Genomic DNA, 19,678 nt, shown 5'->3' with positions numbered 1-19,678 from the left:
CTTTCGAAGTATTTCGTTTTAATGTTGTTTTTACGTTTTCTTTCGTTTTAATGTGAAATATCTTTGTTTTTCTTTCGAAATATAGATTCTCGTGTTGCAAAAGCTCAATGTCTGATGGCACGAAGGCTGCGATCTGTTAAGCTGCCATTTTTGGCAAATTAACTACACACCCCATGCGAAACACCAGTCAACGCCGCGCCGAGATCCTGCAGGCGCTCACCCAACACGGTTCGGTTCAGGTCAACGAATTGGTGGAACAGTTGGGCGTCTCCGCGGTGACGATCCGGAGCGACTTGAGCGCGCTGGAATCCCAGGGCCTGGCCACGCGCAGCCACGGCGGCGCGACGCTGACCCGCACCCCGCCGACCGAGCACACCATCCGGCAGAAGGACGCGATCAACCACGAGCAGAAGGAGCGTATCGGCGCCCTGGCCGCGCGCATGGTCGAAGCGGGCGATAACATCATCATCGATTCCGGCACCACCACCATCTCGCTGGCGCGCCACCTGCGCGACGCGCAGAAGGTGACCGTGATGACCAACGGCCTGAATATCGCCTGGGAGCTGGCCGACGCGCCCGGCGTGGACCTGATCCTGACCGGCGGCCTGCTGCGCAAGCAGTCGCTGTCGATCCAGGGCACGCAGGCCGAGGCCTGCCTGCAGGCCTACAGTTTCGACAAGTTGTTCCTCGGCGTCGACGGTTTCGACCTGCAGTTCGGCGTGACCACCCACCACGAGGCCGAGGCCAGCCTGAATCACAAGATGGTCGAGCGGGCCAAGAAGATCATCGTGCTGACCGACGCCTCCAAGTTCGGGCGCGTCAGCCTGCACCGCATCGTGCAGCTGGACCGGGTCCATACTGTCGTCACCGACGCCAGCATCAGTCCCGAATACCGGGACGGCCTGCTGGAAGCCGGCATCGAATTACTGATAGCGGAATAGAAAAGTGTCAAACGCAGTGTTAAGCGGCAGAATCCTCACTCCCAACGGCTGGATCAACGGCAGCATCGGCTTCGACCAGCGCATCAAGAACATCCAGGAAGACGCGGGCGCCGACAGCACGCTGACCATCCTGCCCGGCTTTATCGACCTGCACGTGCATGGCGCCTGCGGCGCCGACATCATGCAGGGCGGCGACGCCGGCGCCAAGGTGGCCCGCAGCCACGCGCGCCACGGCACCACGGCCATGCTGGGCACCACCATGACGGCCACCGACAATTCCATCCGCCGCGCCCTGAACGGACTGGCCGGCGTGATCGCCGAACGCCCCGCCGGCGGCGCGCGCATGCTGGGCGCGCATCTTGAAGGCCCCTTCCTCAGCATTCACCGGCTGGGCGCGCAACCGGCCGACGCGATCGCCATCGCCAGCATCGACCTGGTGCGCAGCTATCACGAACTGGCGACTATCCGCGTGCTGACGCTGGCCACCGAGGTGGACGGCCACCTGGCGCTGATTCCGCAGCTGAAGGAAATGGGCATTCGCGTGCAGATCGGCCATAGCAACGGCACCTACGAGGACGGCGTGGCGGCGCTGGAGGCCGGTGCGGCGGGCTTTACGCATCTGTTCAACGGCATGACGGCGCTGAACCACTACCAGCCCGGCATCGCCGGCGCCGCGCTGGCGCATGCGGAATACGCCGAGATCATCCCCGATCTGCAGCACGTGCATCCGGGCGCGATGCGCACCGCCCTGCGCGCCATCCCGCGCCTCTACGGCGTGACCGACGCCACCGCCGCCACCGGCATGCCGGACGGCGAATATGGGCTGGGCAGCCAGCGTGTCTACAAATGCCTGGGTTGCGTGCGGCTGGCGACCGGCTCGCTGGCCGGCAGCGTGCTGACCATGGACCAGGCGCTGCGCAATTTCGTCGACCTGGGCCTGGACCTGGCCGACGCCTCCAACCGATTATCGCTGTATCCGGCGGACTACCTGGGCGAGACCGAACGCGGCCGCCTGGCGCCGGGCGCCTGGGCCGATATCGTCGTGCTGAATGCCGACCTGCAGCCGGTGGCCGTCTTCGTTGAAGGCGAAGCCATCGACCTTTCCACCAACTAGCCGGAGTTTCGATGCAAGCCACCCAGTCAGCGTCCCCCGCCCCTACCGTCCCCGCGATGCGCTTCCTGTTGTTCATCGCCGGCATGGGCGGGCTGCTGTACGGGATCGATGTCGGCATCATCGCCGGCGCGCTGCCCTACCTGGAATCGACGGCGTCGGTGGCGTGGCGGCTGAGCGCGCAGCAGCTGAGCTTTATCGTGGCGGCGGTGCTGCTGGGGTCCGTGCTGTCGTCGCTGTTCGCCGGCGCGCTGGCCGACTGGATCGGGCGACGCTGGGCGATGGTGCTGTCCGGCGTGCTGTTCACGCTGAGCATACCGCTGATCGCGCTGGCCGACGGCTATGTGCCGCTGCTGCTGGGCCGCCTGCTGCAAGGCGTCAGCGGCGGCTTGATCGGCGTGGTGGTGCCTTTGTACCTGGCCGAGTGCCTGCATGCGCGCCAGCGCGGACGCGGCGCGGCGCTGTTCCAGTTGCTGCTGACGATAGGCCTGGTGGCGGCGGCCTTGATCGGCTTGTCCCAGGCGCAGTCGGTGGAGACCGCCACGGCGGCGGCCCAGAGCCTGTCCGAGATCGAGCGCGCCGCGACGGTGTTCGCGGCCAAGGACCACGCCTGGCGCAGCATCTTCTGGATGTGCCTGACGCCGGGCGTGGTATTCACTGTCGGCAGCCTGCTGCTGGCCGAATCACCGCGCTGGCTGGCGCGCCGGGGCGACATCGAGCAGGCCCGCACGGCGCTGCTGCGCACCCGTCCCGCGGAGGAAGCCGAGGCAGAGCTGCGCGACATCCAGCAGGCGCTGGCGCCCGCCGCAAGCCCGACGGCCGGCGCCAGCACCGGCCGCGCCGCCGACGACAAGCTGCTGAGCCGCCGCTACATGCTGCCCTTCCTGCTGGCCTGCCTGATACTCGCGCTGAACCAGGCCACCGGCATCAACTCCATCCTGGCCTACGTGGTCAACATCCTGAACCAGGCCGGCCTGCCCGGCGCCACCGCCAACATGGCCGACGTCGCGCTCAAGGTGCTGAACGCCGTGATGACGGTGGTGGCGGTGGTACTGGTCGACCGCAAAGGCCGCAAGTTCCTGCTGATGCTGGGCACCGGCGGCATCGTGGCCGCCCTGCTGGCCTCCGGCCTGCTGTTCCAAAGCGTGGAAGGCGAACAGCGCGACGTCGCCGCCGCGCTGCAGTCGCGCGTGCAGGCCGACGGCCTGGAAATGCGCCTCGACGCCGATACATTGAAAACACTGGGCGCGTCCACCAGCGGCGCACCGCGGCAGCTGACGGTGTCCTACTCCTACGGCCCGTTCACCAACGTGCAGACCCGCCGCAGCGACGACGCCGCCCTGCCGCCGCTGCGCATGACGCGCGAAGACACGGTGCAGGCGGACAGCGTGATCGGCGTCTTCTTCCGCAAACTGCATCTGAATCCCTTCGCCGATCCGGCCGAAGGCGTCAGGGCGCCGCTGCGCATCGAGCAAGCCCACCTGGCCGCCGTGCCGTCCGCCACGCACGGCTGGCAGGTCGCCCTGGCCATGTGCCTGTTCGTGGCCAGCTTCGCGGTCGGTCCCGGCGTGTGCGTCTGGCTGGCGCTGTCCGAGCTGATGCCGACCCGCATACGCTCGAACGGCATGAGCATCGCGCTGCTGATCAACCAGTTCGTCTCAACGGTGATCGCCGCCGTGTTCCTGCCGACGGTGGGCCAATACGGCTATGCGACCATGTTCTTCTACGGCGCCGGCTGCACGCTGCTGTACTTCCTCACCGCCGCCTTCCTGCTGCCCGAGACCAAGGGCAAGACGCTGGAAGAAATCGAAAGCCATTTCGCCCGTTAGCTCGGGTTCAGGCATTCCTCAAGGGTCAGCTCCAGCAAGGGGAAGTGGCCCGTCTCCACCTGATGGAAGGCGACCTGCGGGAAGATGGTGCTCCACACGGCGCTATCCTGTTCGGCGTCGATCATCGGATCGTAGGCGCCGAACAGCACGGCCACCGGGCCGATAAAGGCGCTGCGCGCCGGCGTATGGTCGGCGGCGGAGAAGTCGTCGGACGTCGCCACCGAGGTCGGGCCGTCGAAGGCGCCCGGCTGCTGTATCAGCTCGACGAAGGAACTGGCCGCCGCCGCGCCCTGCGGTCCGAAATACAAGGAAGTCACGTCCGGCAGCTGCGACAGCGCGCCGAACACGTCCCAGAAGCGCGCGCGGCCCGGATCGTCCTCGTAGGCCGCCAGCGCGCCGGCCAGCTTGCCCGCACTGGGGTGGTCGATATGCACGCGGAAGGCGCGCCGCGCCAGCCGCAAGGCGGCCTGCTCGGGATTGAAGGTCGGCGCCAGCAGCACGATGTTCGAGATAAGCTCGGGTGCGCGGCGCGCCAGATGCACCGCCAGATGCGCACCGAAGGAACTGGCCATCACCGTCAGCGGCGCGCCACGCTCCTCCGCCAGACGGCGCAATTCCGCCAGCGCCGCATCCTGCAGGTCCAGGTACGGGCGGGCCGCGCAAGGCTTGGCCAGCGGCTGGTGCCACCAGTGCACCTGCGGCGCGTCGGGATAGCGCGCGCGCTCGAATACCGGACCCAGTCCGGGGCCGCCATGCAAATACAAAACCGAAGGTGCTGACATGTTCTCTCCTTTGCCGATACGTCTCCCATTATAAATATTGTTGATTGACTTGGCTGAAAAGCCGGGGCAAGATTTGACGATGAAAAAATTCCTCTTCGCGATGTCCATGCTGCTCGCGACAGCATCCCAGGCCCAGGTTCTGCCGGTACGCGACCAGGCGGTCGTGGTCAACGAACTGCTGGCCGAGCGCTTCGACAACCTGCTGCCGGGGATGATGGAAAAGACCGGCATCGATATGTGGGTGGTGGTCTCGCGCGAATACAACGAAGATCCGGTACTGAAAACCATGCTGCCGGCGGAATGGCTCAACGCCCGCCGCCGCACGATCCTGGTGTTCTACCGCGACGCCAGGACACAGAAAGTGGAAAAACTGGCCGTGGCCCGCTACAACGTCGGCAAGAGCATCGCCGCCGCCTGGGACATGAAGAAGTTCCCGGAGCAGTGGGATGCGCTGGTCGACATCGTCAAGACACGCAATCCGAAAAAGATCGCGCTCAACACCTCGAAGCACTTCGGCCATGCGGACGGCATCGACCATACCGAATACACCGAGCTGCTGCAGGCGCTGCCGGCCGAGTTCAAGTCCCGCGTGGTATCGGCCGAGCCGCTGGCCGTGCGCTGGCTGGAAACGCGCACCGAGCGCGAAATGCAGATCTACCCGCAACTGGTCAACGCCACCCACAAGATCATCGAGGAAGGCTTCTCCGAGCGCGTCATCACGCCCGGCATCACCACCACCGACGACGTGGTGTGGTGGTTCCGCCAGAAGATCCGCGACCTGGGCTACGACACCTGGTTCCATCCATCGGTGGAAATCCAGCGCGCCGGCAAAGGCCTGGCCAATCCCGACGTGATCATCCCGGGCGACCTGCTGCACGTCGACATCGGCATCACCTACCTGCGCCTGAACACCGACATCCAGCAGCACGCCTACGTGCTCAAAGCCGGCGAGACTGCCCCGCCGGCCGCGCTAGTGCAAGCCTTCTCCCAGGCCAACCGCCTGCAGGACATCCTGCTGATGCAATACAAGGAAGGCCGCAGCGGCAACCAGATGCTGGCCGACGCGCTGAAACTGGCGCGCGCCGAGGGCATCGCGCCGACCATCTACACCCATCCGATCGGCTACCACGGCCACGCGGCAGGTCCGGCCATCGGCATGTGGGACATGCAGGGTGGCGTGCCGGGCAGCGGCGACGACACGCTGCGCTACAACACCGCCTACTCGATCGAGCTGAATGCCGCCTCCACCCTGCCGGGCTGGAAGGAGCCGGTGCGCATCATGCTGGAGGAAGACGCCTACTTCGACGCCGCCGGCGTCCGCTACATCAACGGCCGCCAGAAAGAGATCTTCGTGCTGCCGCGTCCCGCGCCATCTATTAACCCGCAATAACGAATAGTTCCGGCAAGCTCAGGTGTGCCAGATTTTTCCGGCACCTGCCAAGATAACGTTTCCGGCGTCCGGCCAAAGCGCCGCTTCCCTATCTTGGCCCAACCAAACCAGGAGCAGCTCATGACATCGTTTGTGGAAACACTATCCCCGGCAGCAAAAAACCACGCCGAAGCCCGCATCGACTATTACACCGACCTGACGCAGACGGTGCTGCACTCGCTGCGCCAGTTGTCCGAGGTGAATGTACAGTTCAGCCGCGATTGGCTGGACAGTTCCACCGCCGCGCTGCGCACCAACCTGCTGACGCCGCCATCCGAACGGACTGCGGACGCCGCGCCCGCAGCCCAGGCCACGCTGCAAAAACTGCAAGCCTATCACCAGCAGCTGGCGCAGGTGGGCAGCGAGTTTCAAGTTGCACTCAACCAGGTGGTGCAGCAGCATGCGCCCCAGGCGGCGCGGACCGCCAGCGAACTGGCCAGCGCCGGACAGCAAGCGGCCAGGCAGCATCTGACGGAGGAAGCCAGCCGCTTCGCCAACGTCGCCGCACAGAACAGCTCGATGCAGCAGCCCGCATCCATGCAAAGCGATGAAGGCGGCAACCGGAGTTAAAGAAAGCGTTCCGGGATATCGTTCACGAACGGGTACATCGGGAAGTAGGGCTTGGATTCGTCAAGCACCCGCTTGACGGACGGCCGCGCGACCAGGCGTTCAAAGTACGACTGCAAGTGGTGGTATTCCTCGGGGAACGGCAACAGCGTGGCGGCGTAGAACAGCGCGGGCGCCGCCGCGCAATCGGCCATGCTGAACGCCTCGCCGCACATCCAGGCGCGTGTCGCCATGCGCTTTTCGATCATCTTGTAGGCCGTCTTCAGCTTGGTGCGTTCCTTGCTCTGGTCGCACTGCATGCCGGTCAGGTGGGCGCTGACGATGGTCTGCATCGGCTCCTGCACATAGTTGTCGAAGAAACGATCCCACAGGCGCACGTCCAGCGCCGCGTCCCAGTCCGCCGGCAGCATCGGCTGCGCACCGGGGAAATAGCGGTCCAGGTACTCGATGATCACCGAGGTTTCCGGCACGTCGCGGCGCCGCTCCTGGTCGCGCAGCACCGGGAACTTGCATAGCGGCCAGATCGCCTCCAGCTCGGCCCGGTCCGACTCCTCGCCCAGGTTGATGATGCGCTTGTCGAAATCGACGCCGTTTTCGTACAGCGCGATCAGCACTTTATGACAGAACGAGGCCAGCGGATGGTAATACAGCGTGAGGGACATGGTCGGCTCCAGAGGGCGGCATCGCCACGCGATACCAAACAATTCGACAAATGATACTTCAGACAAGGCGATAGCGGCGGACGGCAAATGTTGCGACACTTCAGCCCGTCCAAAGCCGGGCAATGATGCGCCGGCAGACCTTGAACGGGAAAACACCATGCGCCACGTCCTCACCATCAGCCTTCTCTCCCTGTGCGCCTTCACCGGCCAAAGCCGCGCCGACGCGCTCGACATCCCCTCGTCCGCCGATCCGAAGACCGCGCCGGCCGCCGGCGACAGCCTGGTGGTCGGCGCGGGCGTGGCCTATGTGCCGGAATATGCCGGCGCCGACAAAAACCGCGTGGTGGGGCTGCCGTTCCTGGAGCGCACCTTCGACAACGGCGCCTTCATCAGCACCATGCGCGGCGTCGGCTTCCAGACCACGGTGGAAGGGGTCAACCTGAGCGCCGCCCTGACCTACGGCGGCGCCCGCAAGCAAAACCGGAGCACCTTCTCCGGCTCCGACGCGCTCAACGGCATGGGCGACATCGAGGGCGCGGTACAGGCCGTGCTGGGCGTCAGCTACAACGTGGGCAAGGTCGGCCTGAGCTTCAGCACCACGCAGAACCTCGGCCACCGCGAGAACGGCGCCACCTACACGCTGGGCGCGGCGCTGCCGCTGTACACCAGCGCCAGCGACCAGATCGGCTTCAAGGCCGGGGCGGTGTATGGCGACAACAAGCACGCCCAGACCTACTTCGGCGTGACGCCGACGCAAACCATCTATTCCGGCTACAAGACCTATACCGCCAAGGCCGGCTTTGAAAACGTCAGCGCCGGCGTCAGCTGGAACCACGTGATCGACAAGACCTGGTCGGTGCAGACGGCGGTCGGCGTCTCGCGCCTGCTGTCGGACGCCGCCGACAGCCCGCTGACCAAGCGCAAGACCACGCCGATGGTGATGACGGGGATCAGCTACAAGTTCTGACCGCCCCCTGGCCTTGGGGTATCATTGCCAAAAATTCATATTTGACGCAATGACACCCCACATCCTGACGCTGGCCGCCTTTCTCTTCCTCGCACTAGCCGTGTGCGCTGTATGGTCCAAGCCGCTGCTGGCCGGCAAGCGGGTCGCCGTTCACTTGTGGCTGCTGCTGTTCGTCATGGCGGCGGCCTGGGGACTGGTCGCCGGCGTGCTACGCCCTGCCGCGCTTGCCGGACTGCTGGTATTCGGCGCATCGGCGTGGGCGACAGCCAACGCCCGGCAACAGCCGGTGCGCCTGCTGGCCGGCGTCGTCACCGCCGTGCTGGCCCTGGCGCTGGCCATGCACAAGCTGCCCGGCTTCAACAACCCAGTGGTCATCGCCGGCGCCGTACTCTCCCCCGGCGCGGCACCTTTCACCCAATACGCCAATTTCGACAAGGGCGCGGTCGGCCTGATCCTGCTCGCGGTGCTGTGCAACCGCATGCGCGCATGGTCCGAACCCGGCGGCATGCTGAAGAAAACCTGGCCGGTGCTGATCGTCACGGTGGCTGCGGTACTGGGGTTCGCCATGGCGACCGGCTTTGTCCGCCCGGACTTCAAGTTGCCGGCGGTGACCGTCCTATTCCTGGCCGTGAACCTGTTCTTCACCGTGGTGGCGGAGGAAGCGTTCTTCCGCGGCTTCCTGCAGGCGCGCCTGGCGGCGTCGCTGTCGCGCTTCAGCTACGGCCCATGGATCGCCATGGTGGTCTCGGCGCTGCTGTTTGGCGCGGCGCACCTCGCGGGCGGCCCGCTGTATGGCATACTCGCCTTTATTGCCGGTCTCGGCTATGCGTATGCCTATCAGGTCACGCAGCGCATCGAGGCGGCGATCCTCGTTCACATCATGGTCAACGCAGTGCACTTTATCGGCTTCACCTATCCGTACAGCGCCTAGCGCGGCGGACGCACTTTCAGCAAGGAATACGGTGTCAGACTCACTCACTTCACGCACACTCCCCAGCGCCGTCGCCGGCCTGGTCGGAACGGCAACCGTGCTTGCGCTACTCTACTTCGGCCGCGACGTGCTCATCCCGATTACGCTGGCCTTCATCTTCAGCTTCCTGATCGCGCCGTTCGTGCGCGCGCTGCGCCACCTGGGCCTCGGCCCCACGGTCTCGGTCTGCACCGGCGTGCTGGTCGTCACGCTCACGCTGGGCACCATCGGCGCGGTGCTGGTGCAGCAGGTCACGCGCATGACCGCCAGCCTGCCGCTGTACCAGGACACCATCGCCAGCAAGATCGAAGTGCTGGACGAGCTGACGCGCGGCTCGCTCGGCAGCCTGGGCGGCCCGGCCGGCCAGTTGATCGAGCACTTCACGCAGGACAGCGGCAACAACGCCACCCAGCCGGTGCAGCTGGCCGACGGCAGCGTCAAGACGCCGGTGCTGGTCGAGATCCACGAGCCGGCGCTCAAGCCCTTCCAATTGCTGGGCAAGATCGCGGCGTCCGTGTGGCCGCCGCTGGAAATGGCCGGCATCGTCTTTGTCGTGCTGATCTTCGTGCTGCTGGAGCATGAATCGCTGCGCGACCGCTTCATCCGCCTGGCCGGCGGCGGCGACCTGCGCGCCACCACCATCGCCGTCAACGACGCGGGCGAGCGGCTGTCGCGCTTTTTCATCTCGCAGTTCCTGGTCAACATCGCCACCGGGCTGGCGATCTGGCTGGGCCTGAGCCTGATGGGCCTGGGCCAGGCGCTGCTGTGGGGCACGATGACGGCCGTACTGCGCTTCATACCGTATGTCGGCGTCTGGATGGCGGCGTTTTGCGCCACCCTGCTGGCCGCCGCCATCGATCCCGGCTGGTCGCTGGCCTTGATGACGCTGGGCCTGTTCCTTGCGGTCGAGATCATCGTCGCCCAAACCATCGAACCCAAGCTGTACGGCCACACCACCGGCCTGTCGCCGTTGTCGGTGGTGGTGGCGGCGATCTTCTGGAGCTGGATCTGGGGGCCGGTCGGCCTGGTGCTGTCGACGCCGCTGACCCTGTGCCTGGTGGTCGCCGGCCGCTACATCCGCGCGCTCAAGGTATTGGAAATCATGTTCGGCGAGCTGCCGGCGCTGACCATGCCGCAGAACTTCTACCAGCGCGCGCTGTCGGGCGACGCGCACGAGATCGTCGCCGGCGCCAAGCGCTTCATGCAGCACAAGTCGCTGGCCACCTATTGCGACGCCGTGCTGCTGCCGGCGCTGCACCTGGCCCACTTCGACCTGAAGGACAAGGCGATCAGCCCGGATGAGGAAGTCAAGGTCACCAGCGCCATCATCGCCGTCATCGAAGCGCTGAGCGGCAATACAAAATGGTGGAAAAAGAAGAAGACCGGTTCGGTGCTGACCGGCGTCGGCATCGGCCGCCAGTTGCGCGACCGCCGCATCCTCGACAGCGGCGAGTGGCAAGGCTCGTTCGACGTGCCGGTGGGCAGCGTGGTGCTGGCCATGAGCCTGGGCACGCAATACGATGAACTGGCCACGGAAATCCTGGTGCGCATCCTGCGCGAGCAAAAGATCGACGCCCGCAGCGTGAGCGTGGAGGATTTCGACATGGACGCGCCGCCCGAAGCGACGCCGGACCTGGTCTCCATCGTCTGCCTGGTCAGCGTCGATCCGCTCGGCGAGCGCGCGCTGATGGAGCAAGCGCTGAAGAAGATGCGCGAGAACCTGCCGCACTGCAAACAGTTCGCCGTGTTGCTGCCTAGTCCGTTTGAGAATCCGGACCTGGGGCCATGCGTGTTCCCCGCCGCCAGCAAGGTGGTCCATTCCTACGACGACGCGCTGCAAAGCTGCCAACGCGCCATGAAAGGCCGCGTAACGCTTTGATTTTTTGAGGACACCATGAAATTTTCACTGCCCCTGCTTCTCGCCATCTGGAGCACCAGCAGTTTCGCGCTCGACTGCAAGAACGCGGTTTCAACGCCCGATATCAACGAGTGCGCCGCCGTCGAGCAAAAGAAGGCCGAGGACAAGCTCAACAAGACCTATCAGGATGTGCTGAAGTCGCTCGACGAAGGCAAGGACCCCGAAACCAAGAAGGCCTTGATCGAAGCGCAGCGCGCATGGGTCAAGTTCCGCGAGGCCGACTGCAAGGCCGTGTACCAGAAGTCGATCGGCGGCACGATACGCACCGTCATGTATATCGGCTGCATGCAAAACCGCGCCGAGACGCGCATCCAGGAGCTGAAGGACTATGTGCAAACGTACTAGCTCCTGAAAGGAAAATGGGCGTTCAAGCAGTGGTTTCAGGATTATACTTCGTTTGCGCAAGCCCAAAACCAGCCTGACGCCCCACGCGGCACTCCCTTGATCGTAAGGAATCAGGACGAATTGGACCAAGCGCTAGATTCCATGCGCAGCAAAAAATGAGTCCGCTCATCATTGAGCGGATCGACTTGGAAAACCCTCGGTTCACACTATCCATCTCTCCAGCAACGACTCGCACAAAGCCAGCTTCACATTCGAAGACCGTACCGCATTCATGCGCCACTGCGGAACTCACGACGAAATCGACAAGAATCCCTGAGCCAGGATGAATACGCGGTCAGGCAGCGGCGTATCGGCGCTGCCACTCGGAGACCCGCACGCCTTTGAAGAGCAAGCACAGGCAGAAGGCGCTCTCGCCTATCAAGGCCGGCATCAGGATGGCAGGGAACAGGATGTCCTGCAGCGGCGGGGACAGGATCATGCTGAAGCTATTGACCAGGTAGCACACGCCCGCGATCTGCATCAGCGTGCCGATCGCCTTGGGGAAGTAGCCGGACTTGCGGATCAGATGGCCGACTATCAGGATCTCCACGCCGAAGAAGATCAGCGCCAGCCCGAATGAATGGCTGTGCGCGACGATCGACTGGTAAGCCATCAGGTGCAGCAGCCTGGGATCGAAAGCCCCAAGGTAGGCGACATCCTCCAGCGGCGCCAACACCGCGTGCAGATGCAGCGCGCTGACGCTTTCCACCGCCAGCGAGATCAGCGCGAAGAAGATCGCCATCAGCGTCAGGTTCTTGCTCACCGGACGCAGCAGCACATACCAGGTGAGCGTGATCGCGACGGCGCAGATCAGCAGCACATCCTGCCCCGCCACGCCCAGGCGCCACAGCCACTTCGCCGCCAGGATATTGCGCGCCGTCGCTTCGGGATCGCCGCCGACCACCAGCGTGCCCCGGATGAAGGACTCGCCCAGCAGGCCGATGACGATAATGATCAGGTAAAGCACGCCTGACGCGCGGGCATATGCTTGTACGGGTACATCGCTGGACGGTGCGCGCAGTTCTGACATCGGGATCTCTTTCCGGAATATCGAGTGTTGCCGACATGGCAAACCCTCACTTGCACGAGAATACCATCTCTGGGACATGCAAAATACGCGCATTCTCACAGGGGCAGCGCATATACTGCTACGACGACAATTAATCTGGATAGCGCTATGGCAGACACCGACTTCTCATCGCAGTATTCCGATGACGGCTTTTGGGGCAAGGTCAAGACCTACGCCAAGGCGGCGGGCAAAGGCGTGCTGGAGCAGGCACTGAAGATGTACTACTCGGCCACCGATCCCGACACGCCGTTGTGGGCCAAGACCACCATCTATGGCGCGCTGGGCTACTTCATCTCGCCCATCGACGCCATTCCGGACCTGCTGCCGGCGGTAGGCTATACGGACGATTTGGGCGTGCTCATCGCCGCCGCCGCCGCGGTGGCGGCGCACATCAAGGACGAGCACGTCGAGAAGGCCAGGGAGACGTTGAAACAGTGGTTCAAGCAATAGCAGCTAACTGCAGTAGTTTCCCGATTTCGGCGAATCCGGGTCAAATAAAGTCAAGCAGAAGCCCTCTGAACGATTGAATTCATTCAGCGCCGACTGCACCCGGGAAGACTTCATCGCTGCGCCAAACAGTTTAAAGAAGCGGTTTGGCTCCACGCCGGATTCCCATTGAATTCGCATGCGTTGGCAAATATCGACTGCATCCGCCCATTTTCCTTCTTGAATACGCATCTCCATTAGCACATTGAAGCAGACTAATCGTCCAGGCCCTTCCCGCTGAGGATTTGCGGCATGCATTTCTCCACCCGCGACTCGCGCGTCTTGGATTGCTTGGCTGAAGAGAAATGCAGGATGTAAGCTCGTTGCCGTCCTGGCGTCAACGATGCAAAGGCGGTTTTCAGCTTCGGATGTTCATCCAGCTTGCTTTGAAATTCCTCAGGGACACTGAACTCTTCGGTCTTCTTGTAGTCGATCTTCGCGCCCGATTTTTCCACTTCAATGGCGTCACGGATGTAGGACTTGAGGGTGGCCTTCAGCTTGACGATTTCTTGCAGACTCGTGAAGCGAATCTGGCGGCCGGCCTGCACGTTGGCCGTCTGCTGGATCAGGATGCCCTTGGGATCCTTCATCAAGGCGCCGTTGAAGAACAGCAGCGCGCAGTATTCCTTGAAGCCATGGATCAAGACGACGTTTCGATCCTGATACGTGTAGCAGGGAACGCCCCACTTCAGTTCCTCGGTCAGCTGGCAATCGAGAACGATGGCTCTGAGCTGGTCAAGTTCTTCATTCCATTTTTTGGCCCTGCCCAGAAAGGCATCGACCTTGGGGTTCAAATTGCTCTCTGCCATAGTCTCCTCCGTAGGTATATCGTCGAACAACGTTGACATATTAACACTCTATATCTTCGGTATCGATGAATGAACGGAGCAGCAGCAGGCAGGGTCAGGTCCAGAAAGCGGACACGAGCTCGACTGCCAAAGGCAGAGCCCGTGTCCGCTTTCTGGACCTGACCCCGGAGTTTAGTTCAGTTGCAGTTCGGGCTGGTTCTGGACGATCGCGGTCTTCGGCAGGCAGACGATGAAGGTGCTGCCCTTGCCGGCTTCGGATTTGATCTGCAGCGTGCTGCCGTGGCGCAGCAGCACGTGCTTGACGATCGCCAGGCCCAGGCCGGTGCCCTGCGTTTCGCGCGAGCGGCTCTTGTCGACGCGGTAGAAACGCTCGGTCAGGCGCGAGATGTGCTCGGGGCTGATGCCGATGCCGGTGTCTTCCACCATGAACTTGACGCCGCTTTCGTATTCCCTCCACACCAGCTGGATCTTGCCGCCCGCCGGCGTGTAGCGCACCGCGTTCGAGGCCAGGTTGCCGAAGGCGCTGTGCAATTCTTCGTAGCTGCCCATGATGTCCGGGCCGCTGACCGCCATCGTGACTTCGTGCTTGCCGGCCGACAGCGCACGGGCGTCGCGCAACACCTGTTCCATCAGCATGGCGACGTCGATCCGCTCCGGCCGCATCGGGTAGTCCACCGATTCCAGACGCGACAAGGTCAGCATGTCCTCGATCAGGTGCTGCATGCGGTGGCCCTGCTCCGTCATCAGCTTCAGGTGCGCCGAGCGGGTGGCCACGTCCAGCCCCTCCGAGGCGGCGATCTCCAGGAAGCCGACGATCACCGTCAGCGGCGTGCGCAGTTCGTGCGAGGCGTTGGCGATGAAGTCGCGCCGCATCTCTTCGATGCGCTCGGTTTCGGTGGCGTCGTGCGTGACCAGGATCTGGCGGCGGTTCTCAAACGGGATGATGTGCACGATCAGCTTGCGCTCGCGGAAGCTGATCGTCAGCGGCTGCTCGTAGCGGCCGAGGATGATGTAATCCATGAAGTCCGGGTTGCGCACCAGGTTGGTGACCCGCATGCCCTTGTCGCGCTCGTGCGTGAGGCCCAGGTGCTTTTCGGCGGCCGGGTTGCACCACTCCAGGAACAGCACGTCGTCCATGATGACCACGCCGTCCGGCAGCAGGTGCATGGCCTGGCGGAAGCGCGCCAGCCATTCGGTCAGCTCGGTCTGGTTCTTTTCGTCGTCGCGGCGCATGCGGTACAGGCGCGAGAAAATATTGGTCCACTCGCCCCAGCCATCCGGCAGCTTGGCGCTTTGCGGGTCGTCCATCCAGTTGCTGAGCTGGTAGAGATAGGATAGCTGCGTAAATACCAGCGCCATCATCGCGATCAGCGCCAGCACCAGGCCGGTCAGCCAGCCGAACATCCAGCCGGCCAGCGCGCAGCACGCCAGGATGATGGCGGTGCGCAGCGCGGCGGGCACCCAGAACACCAGTTTTGGATTCATGTTTGACTTTGAAGCTTATTTTTCAGACAGCATGTAGCCTACACTACGCACGGTTTTGATCAAGTGTTCCGCTTCCTTCAACGCCTTGCGCAGGCGCAAGACATGGACGTCGACGGTACGTTCCTCGATCACCACGTGGTCGCCCCACACCTTGTCCAGCAGCTGGCTGCGCGAGAACACGCGCTCGGGATGGGCCAGCAGGAATTTCAACAGCTTGTATTCGGCGTGGCCGATGTCGATCTTTTGCTCGTCCATCGAGACCGTGCAGCTGACCGGGTCCAGCATGATGTTGGCGGCGCGCATGGTCGCCTGCGCGTGTTCCGGGCTCTTGCGGCGCAACAGCGCCTTGGCGCGGGCCAGCAGCTCGCGCGGCGAGAACGGCTTGGTGACGTAGTCGTCGGCGCCGCTGTTGAGGCCGGCCAGCTTGTCCTCTTCCATGCTTTTCGCAGTCAGCATGATGACCGGGATTTCGTTGAACTGGCGGTCCGAACGGATACGCGCCAGCAGGCGCAGGCCGGTTTGATCCGGCAGCATCCAGTCCAGCAATATCAGTTGCGGCGTGCGGGTCTGGATGAAGTCCCAGGCCTCGCCCACGCTTTGCACCGCGCAGCAGTTCCAGCCTGCCTCGCGCAGCGAAAAGGTCACCAGTTCGACAATCGCCGGTTCATCTTCTACGATCAGTACGGTGGTTTTATCAGATGCCATTTTTTCTGCTTACTCTGCTTGCTGGGGTGCGTCGTCCAGGATCAGTGGAGTCTTGGTGTGACGGATATCCTTGCCTTCGACGACATAGATGACGTATTCGGCGATGTTCTTGGCGTGGTCGCCGATGCGCTCGATCGCCTTGGCCACCCACAGGGTGTCCAGCGCCGCCGAGATTGTACGCGGATCTTCCATCATGAAGGTGATCAGGTTGCGCATGATCGAGCGAAACTCGTGGTCGATCACGGCGTCCTGGGCGATCAGCTGCAGGGCCTGCTTGCCGTCGTTGCGGGCGAACGCGTCCAGCGCGTCGTGCAGCATGTCGCTGGTGTTGTTGGCGATGCCGCGCACCATTTCGTAGTGGTTGACGGTAACCGCGCCGCGCGAGTGCAGCGACTTGGCGGTGCGGGCGATCTTGGTCGCTTCGTCGCCGATGCGCTCCAGGTCGGTGATCACCTTGATGGTCGCCATGATGGTGCGCAGGTCGTTGGCGGCCGGCTGGCGGCGCACGATCAGGTGGCTGCAGGCGTCGTCCAGCGACACTTCCAGCTGGTTGACGGCGTCGTCCTCGCGCATCACGCGGTCGGCGCGCTCGGGATTGCCGATGCGGAAGCAGGTCATGGCGTCGAGGAACTGGGTCTCGACGATGCCGCCCATCAGCAGCACCTTGCTGCGGATGGCTTCTAATTCGTTGTCATACTGCTTGGATGAGTGTTCACCGATCATGCTGGGCTCCGTAGTCGATTTGCTATTATAGATTCGATCAGCCGAAGCGACCGGTGATGTAGTCCTGGGTTTCCTTGCGCGCAGGATTCATGAAGATCTGGTCGGTCTCGCCGAACTCCACCAGCTCGCCCAGGTACATATAGGCTGTGTAGTCCGAGCAGCGCGCCGCCTGCTGCATGTTGTGGGTGACGATGGCGATCGTGTAGTCCTGCTTCAGCTCGCTGATCAGCTCTTCCACTTTCGAGGTCGAGATCGGATCCAGCGCCGAGGTCGGCTCATCCAGCAGCAGCACGTCCGGCTTCACGGCGACGCCGCGCGCGATGCACAGGCGCTGTTGCTGGCCGCCCGACAGCGACAGGCCGCTCTTGGTCAGCTTGTCCTTGACCTCGCCCCACAGCGCGGCCTTCTTCAGCGCCCATTCGACGCGCTCGTCCATCTCGCCCTTCGACAGGTCTTCATACAGGCGCACGCCGAAGGCGATGTTGTCGTAGATCGACATCGGGAACGGGGTCGGCTTCTGGAACACCATGCCGACCTTGGCGCGCAGCATGTTGACGTCCTGGCCTTCTTCGAGGATGTTGCGGCCGCGGTACATGATCGAACCTTCGGCGCGCTGGCCGGGGTACAGGTCGTACATGCGGTTGAGCGTGCGCAGCAGGGTCGACTTGCCGCAGCCCGACGGGCCGATGAAGGCGGTCACCTGCTTCTCGTGGATGTCCAGGTTGACGTTGGTCAGGCTCTGGGTCTTACCGTAGAAGAAGTTCAGGCCGGAGATTTCGATGGTTTTGCGTTTGCCGTTCATGGCGACTACATTTTCTGGGCTCAGTTGCGTATTCATTATCGATCGCTTTTCAAGTGGTCGTATTAATTCGGGATTTTTTGGCTGAACAGGGTGCGCGAGATGATATTCAGCGCCAAGACGCTGAAGGTCACCAGCAGCGCGCCGCCCCAGGCCAGGTCGCGCCAGTTGTCATACGGGCTCATCGCGAAACCGTAGATCACCACCGGCAGGTTGGCCATCGGCGCGTTCATGTCGGCGCTGAAGAACTGGTTGTTCAGCGCGGTGAACAGCAGCGGCGCGGTTTCGCCGGAGATGCGGGCCACGGCCAGCAGCACGCCGGTGATGACGCCGGCCTTGACGGCGCGCAGGCGCACCAGCATCGCCACTTTCCAGCGCGGCGCGCCGAGCGCGAAGGCCGCTTCCAGCAGGCTGTTGGGCACCAGGCGCAGCATGTTGTCGGTGGTGCGGACCACCACCGGGATGGCGATCAGCGCCAGCGCGATCGAGCCGGCGTAGCCCGAGTAGTGCTTGGCGGTGGCCACGTACAGCGCCCAGACGAACATGCCGATCACGATCGACGGCGCCGACAGCATGATGTCGGTGACGAAGCGGGTGATCGCGGCGACCTTGTTTTCCTCGCCGTACTCGGCCAGGTAGATGCCGGCCAGAATGCCGATCGGGGTGCTGATCAGCGTCGACAGGCCGACGATCATCAGCGAGCCGACGATGGCGTTGGCCAGGCCGCCGCCTTCGCTGCCCGGGGCCGGCGTGGTTTGCGTGAACAGGTTGATGCTCAGGGCACCGAAGCCCTTGATCATCAGCGTGACCAGGATCCAGGCCAGCACGGCCAGGCCGATCGACATGGCGAACACCGACAGCGCGATGCCGATGCGGTGGGTCAGCAAACGCTTGCGGTAGACGGCGTTCACAGGTGGGTGAATGGCTGCGTTGCTCATTTGACGCCTTCCTTGCGGGACATGCCGGCCAACATCAGCTTGGCGGCGGACAGAACGATAAAGGTGATCACGAACAGGATCAGTGCCAGTGCGAACAGCGAGGACGTGTGCAGCACGGTGTCGGACTCGGCGAACTCGTTGGCCAGCGTCGAGGCGATCGAGTTACCGGCCGCGAACATCGACCACGACAGCTTGTTGGCGTTGCCGATGACGAAGGTGACCGCCATGGTTTCGCCCAGCGCGCGGCCCAGGCCCAGCATGACGCCGCCGACCACGCCGGTCTTGGTGTAGGGCAGCACGATCTTGCGCACCACTTCCCAGCGGGTGCAGCCCAGGCCGTAGGCCGATTCCTTCAGCACGGCGGGGACGATTTCAAACACGTCGCGCATCACCGAGGAAATGAACGGGATGATCATCACGGCCAGGATCAGCGCGGCGGTCAGGATGCCGATGCCCATGGTCGGGCCGCTGAAGAACGGGCCGATGAGCGGCAGCGTGCCGAGCGTGCTCTTGAGGAAAGGCTGGACGTAGTCGCCGAACAGCGGCGCGAACACGAACAAGCCCCACATGCCGTAGATGATGGACGGCACGCCGGCCAGCAGCTCGACCGCGGTGCCCAGCGGGCGGCGCAGCGAGGCCGGGCAGATCTCGGTCAGGAACAGGGCGATGCCGAAGCTGACCGGGAAGGCGATCAGCAGCGCGATGCCGGAGGTGGCCAGCGTGCCGACGATGGCGATGGCCGCGCCGTACTGGTCGTTGACCGGATCCCATTCCACGGTGGTGATGAAGGCCGGGCCGAATTCCTTGAAGGCCGGCCACGCGCCCACCATCAGCGAGATGATGATGCCGAGCAGCACCGCCAGCACGGACAGCGCGAACAGCATGGTGGTCTTGTGGAAGAAGAAGTCCTGGATGCGCTGGTTGCGCATGGTGCGGTGCATGGCCTTGACGGCGGCTTGCTCGGCGGCGGTCGCCAGTGCGGTGCTAGCCTGCATGGCCGGCTCCGATTTGGGTAGGGGCGTGGAAGTGATATCAGCGCTCATATTGTTGTCTCGTGGATGTAAGCTAGCCTGCGGCTCCCGGTCGGGAGGCGCAGGCTAACCC

At 63.5% G+C, this 19,678-nt stretch carries 21 protein-coding genes; 10 read left to right on the top strand and 11 right to left on the bottom strand.

The annotated features are described in order from the left end of the window. The first annotated feature begins 173 nt into the window (after positions 1-173). From ACEN9F_RS29840 to ACEN9F_RS29830, 3 genes are read left to right on the top strand one after another with little or no spacing between them, the layout of a single operon-like run. Positions 174-941: a DeoR family transcriptional regulator gene (locus ACEN9F_RS29840; RefSeq protein WP_413426136.1), complete on the top strand. Its 768-nt coding sequence runs from the start codon at positions 174-176 to the stop codon at positions 939-941. Positions 942-957: 16 nt separating this feature from the next. After that, positions 958-2,055 (top strand): N-acetylglucosamine-6-phosphate deacetylase, encoded by a 1,098-nt coding sequence (nagA, locus tag ACEN9F_RS29835; RefSeq protein WP_413426134.1) that lies wholly within the window; start codon positions 958-960, stop codon positions 2,053-2,055. 11 nt (positions 2,056-2,066) lie between these two features. Further along, the gene (locus ACEN9F_RS29830) at positions 2,067-3,881 is read left to right on the top strand and encodes an MFS transporter (RefSeq protein WP_413426132.1); all 1,815 of its coding nucleotides are present in this window, start codon (positions 2,067-2,069) and stop codon (positions 3,879-3,881) included. On the opposite strand, the gene ACEN9F_RS29825 is transcribed toward ACEN9F_RS29830, so the two are convergent. Further along, the gene (locus tag ACEN9F_RS29825) at positions 3,878-4,663 is read right to left on the bottom strand and encodes an alpha/beta fold hydrolase (RefSeq protein ID WP_413426130.1); all 786 of its coding nucleotides are present in this window, start codon (positions 4,661-4,663) and stop codon (positions 3,878-3,880) included. The genes ACEN9F_RS29830 and ACEN9F_RS29825 overlap by 4 nt on opposite strands. Positions 4,664-4,742: 79 nt before the next feature. Here ACEN9F_RS29825 and ACEN9F_RS29820 point away from each other — a divergent pair, with 79 nt between their 5' ends. Both ACEN9F_RS29820 and ACEN9F_RS29815 read left to right on the top strand, forming a co-directional pair. Beyond that, on the top strand, positions 4,743-6,053 hold the full coding sequence (locus ACEN9F_RS29820) for a M24 family metallopeptidase (protein ID WP_413426129.1): 1,311 nt from the start codon (positions 4,743-4,745) through the stop codon (positions 6,051-6,053). Between the two features lie 120 nt (positions 6,054-6,173). Next, positions 6,174-6,662 carry a phasin family protein gene (locus tag ACEN9F_RS29815; protein WP_413426127.1) on the top strand — a complete coding sequence of 163 codons (489 nt, stop codon included), beginning with the start codon at positions 6,174-6,176 and terminating at the stop codon, positions 6,660-6,662. On the opposite strand, the gene ACEN9F_RS29810 is transcribed toward ACEN9F_RS29815, so the two are convergent. Next, on the bottom strand, positions 6,659-7,321 hold the full coding sequence (locus ACEN9F_RS29810) for a glutathione S-transferase family protein (protein ID WP_413426125.1): 663 nt from the start codon (positions 7,319-7,321) through the stop codon (positions 6,659-6,661). The genes ACEN9F_RS29815 and ACEN9F_RS29810 overlap by 4 nt on opposite strands. Positions 7,322-7,478: 157 nt before the next feature. On the opposite strand from ACEN9F_RS29810, the gene ACEN9F_RS29805 reads away from it, so the two are divergent. The 4 genes from ACEN9F_RS29805 to ACEN9F_RS29790 all read left to right on the top strand — a co-directional run bounded on the left by ACEN9F_RS29805 (position 7,479) and on the right by ACEN9F_RS29790 (position 11,521). Continuing rightward, positions 7,479-8,288, top strand: coding sequence for a MipA/OmpV family protein (locus tag ACEN9F_RS29805; RefSeq protein WP_413426123.1), 810 nt, complete (start codon positions 7,479-7,481; stop codon positions 8,286-8,288). Between the two features lie 49 nt (positions 8,289-8,337). Further along, entirely contained in the window at positions 8,338-9,219 is an 882-nt protein-coding gene (locus ACEN9F_RS29800; RefSeq protein WP_413426121.1) for a CPBP family intramembrane glutamic endopeptidase, read from the top strand. A 97-nt stretch (positions 9,220-9,316) separates the two neighbouring features. Continuing rightward, a complete protein-coding gene (locus ACEN9F_RS29795; RefSeq protein ID WP_413426119.1) occupies positions 9,317-11,137 on the top strand; it encodes an AI-2E family transporter in 1,821 nt (606 codons plus the stop codon). 15 nt (positions 11,138-11,152) lie between these two features. Then, positions 11,153-11,521: a lysozyme inhibitor LprI family protein gene (locus tag ACEN9F_RS29790; protein WP_413426117.1), complete on the top strand. Its 369-nt coding sequence runs from the start codon at positions 11,153-11,155 to the stop codon at positions 11,519-11,521. Positions 11,522-11,855: 334 nt separating this feature from the next. On the opposite strand, the gene ACEN9F_RS29785 is transcribed toward ACEN9F_RS29790, so the two are convergent. Beyond that, positions 11,856-12,590: a DUF4386 domain-containing protein gene (locus ACEN9F_RS29785; protein ID WP_413426115.1), complete on the bottom strand. Its 735-nt coding sequence runs from the start codon at positions 12,588-12,590 to the stop codon at positions 11,856-11,858. A 147-nt stretch (positions 12,591-12,737) separates the two neighbouring features. On the opposite strand from ACEN9F_RS29785, the gene ACEN9F_RS29780 reads away from it, so the two are divergent. Next, complete coding sequence (locus tag ACEN9F_RS29780; RefSeq protein ID WP_413426113.1) at positions 12,738-13,079, top strand: YkvA family protein; 342 nt, start codon at positions 12,738-12,740, stop codon at positions 13,077-13,079. 3 nt (positions 13,080-13,082) lie between these two features. On the opposite strand, the gene ACEN9F_RS29775 is transcribed toward ACEN9F_RS29780, so the two are convergent. The 8 genes from ACEN9F_RS29775 to pstC form a co-directional block, all read right to left on the bottom strand. Continuing rightward, positions 13,083-13,307 (bottom strand): hypothetical protein, encoded by a 225-nt coding sequence (locus tag ACEN9F_RS29775; RefSeq protein ID WP_413426112.1) that lies wholly within the window; start codon positions 13,305-13,307, stop codon positions 13,083-13,085. Between the two features lie 23 nt (positions 13,308-13,330). Continuing rightward, complete coding sequence (locus ACEN9F_RS29770; RefSeq protein ID WP_413426110.1) at positions 13,331-13,924, bottom strand: YdeI/OmpD-associated family protein; 594 nt, start codon at positions 13,922-13,924, stop codon at positions 13,331-13,333. Between the two features lie 171 nt (positions 13,925-14,095). Then, the gene (phoR, locus tag ACEN9F_RS29765) at positions 14,096-15,409 is read right to left on the bottom strand and encodes a phosphate regulon sensor histidine kinase PhoR (RefSeq protein ID WP_413426108.1); all 1,314 of its coding nucleotides are present in this window, start codon (positions 15,407-15,409) and stop codon (positions 14,096-14,098) included. 15 nt (positions 15,410-15,424) lie between these two features. Then, positions 15,425-16,114, bottom strand: coding sequence for a response regulator (locus tag ACEN9F_RS29760; protein ID WP_166099965.1), 690 nt, complete (start codon positions 16,112-16,114; stop codon positions 15,425-15,427). A 9-nt stretch (positions 16,115-16,123) separates the two neighbouring features. Then, positions 16,124-16,837 carry a phosphate signaling complex protein PhoU gene (phoU, locus tag ACEN9F_RS29755; protein ID WP_413426107.1) on the bottom strand — a complete coding sequence of 238 codons (714 nt, stop codon included), beginning with the start codon at positions 16,835-16,837 and terminating at the stop codon, positions 16,124-16,126. 37 nt (positions 16,838-16,874) lie between these two features. Beyond that, positions 16,875-17,639 (bottom strand): phosphate ABC transporter ATP-binding protein PstB, encoded by a 765-nt coding sequence (pstB, locus tag ACEN9F_RS29750; RefSeq protein ID WP_254442146.1) that lies wholly within the window; start codon positions 17,637-17,639, stop codon positions 16,875-16,877. 62 nt (positions 17,640-17,701) lie between these two features. Then, complete coding sequence (gene pstA, locus ACEN9F_RS29745; RefSeq protein ID WP_413426105.1) at positions 17,702-18,574, bottom strand: phosphate ABC transporter permease PstA; 873 nt, start codon at positions 18,572-18,574, stop codon at positions 17,702-17,704. Beyond that, positions 18,571-19,569, bottom strand: coding sequence for a phosphate ABC transporter permease subunit PstC (pstC, locus tag ACEN9F_RS29740; RefSeq protein ID WP_413426103.1), 999 nt, complete (start codon positions 19,567-19,569; stop codon positions 18,571-18,573). Before pstC ends, pstA begins: the two co-directional genes overlap by 4 nt. Positions 19,570-19,678: the final 109 nt, after the last annotated feature.

The organism is Duganella sp. CT11-25 (assembly GCF_047302815.1).
Classification (GTDB): Bacteria; Pseudomonadota; Gammaproteobacteria; order Burkholderiales; family Burkholderiaceae_D; genus Rugamonas.
The sequence above is the reverse complement of the archived record's forward strand: the minus strand, read 5'-3'. Positions and strand labels throughout refer to the sequence as shown.

Coding starts and splice junctions, on each gene's coding strand:
- ACEN9F_RS29840 (WP_413426136.1), top strand. CDS start 174: ATGCGAAACACCAGTCAACGCCGCGCCGAGATCCTGCAGGCGCTCACC.
- ACEN9F_RS29830 (WP_413426132.1), top strand. CDS start 2,067: ATGCAAGCCACCCAGTCAGCGTCCCCCGCCCCTACCGTCCCCGCGATG.
- ACEN9F_RS29825 (WP_413426130.1), bottom strand. CDS start 4,663: ATGTCAGCACCTTCGGTTTTGTATTTGCATGGCGGCCCCGGACTGGGT.
- ACEN9F_RS29820 (WP_413426129.1), top strand. CDS start 4,743: ATGAAAAAATTCCTCTTCGCGATGTCCATGCTGCTCGCGACAGCATCC.
- ACEN9F_RS29815 (WP_413426127.1), top strand. CDS start 6,174: ATGACATCGTTTGTGGAAACACTATCCCCGGCAGCAAAAAACCACGCC.
- ACEN9F_RS29810 (WP_413426125.1), bottom strand. CDS start 7,321: ATGTCCCTCACGCTGTATTACCATCCGCTGGCCTCGTTCTGTCATAAA.
- ACEN9F_RS29805 (WP_413426123.1), top strand. CDS start 7,479: ATGCGCCACGTCCTCACCATCAGCCTTCTCTCCCTGTGCGCCTTCACC.
- ACEN9F_RS29800 (WP_413426121.1), top strand. CDS start 8,338: ATGACACCCCACATCCTGACGCTGGCCGCCTTTCTCTTCCTCGCACTA.
- ACEN9F_RS29790 (WP_413426117.1), top strand. CDS start 11,153: ATGAAATTTTCACTGCCCCTGCTTCTCGCCATCTGGAGCACCAGCAGT.
- ACEN9F_RS29785 (WP_413426115.1), bottom strand. CDS start 12,590: ATGTCAGAACTGCGCGCACCGTCCAGCGATGTACCCGTACAAGCATAT.
- ACEN9F_RS29780 (WP_413426113.1), top strand. CDS start 12,738: ATGGCAGACACCGACTTCTCATCGCAGTATTCCGATGACGGCTTTTGG.
- ACEN9F_RS29775 (WP_413426112.1), bottom strand. CDS start 13,307: ATGCGTATTCAAGAAGGAAAATGGGCGGATGCAGTCGATATTTGCCAA.
- ACEN9F_RS29770 (WP_413426110.1), bottom strand. CDS start 13,924: ATGGCAGAGAGCAATTTGAACCCCAAGGTCGATGCCTTTCTGGGCAGG.
- phoR (WP_413426108.1), bottom strand. CDS start 15,409: ATGAATCCAAAACTGGTGTTCTGGGTGCCCGCCGCGCTGCGCACCGCC.
- ACEN9F_RS29760 (WP_166099965.1), bottom strand. CDS start 16,114: ATGGCATCTGATAAAACCACCGTACTGATCGTAGAAGATGAACCGGCG.
- phoU (WP_413426107.1), bottom strand. CDS start 16,837: ATGATCGGTGAACACTCATCCAAGCAGTATGACAACGAATTAGAAGCC.
- pstB (WP_254442146.1), bottom strand. CDS start 17,639: ATGAACGGCAAACGCAAAACCATCGAAATCTCCGGCCTGAACTTCTTC.
- pstA (WP_413426105.1), bottom strand. CDS start 18,574: ATGAGCAACGCAGCCATTCACCCACCTGTGAACGCCGTCTACCGCAAG.
- pstC (WP_413426103.1), bottom strand. CDS start 19,569: ATGCAGGCTAGCACCGCACTGGCGACCGCCGCCGAGCAAGCCGCCGTC.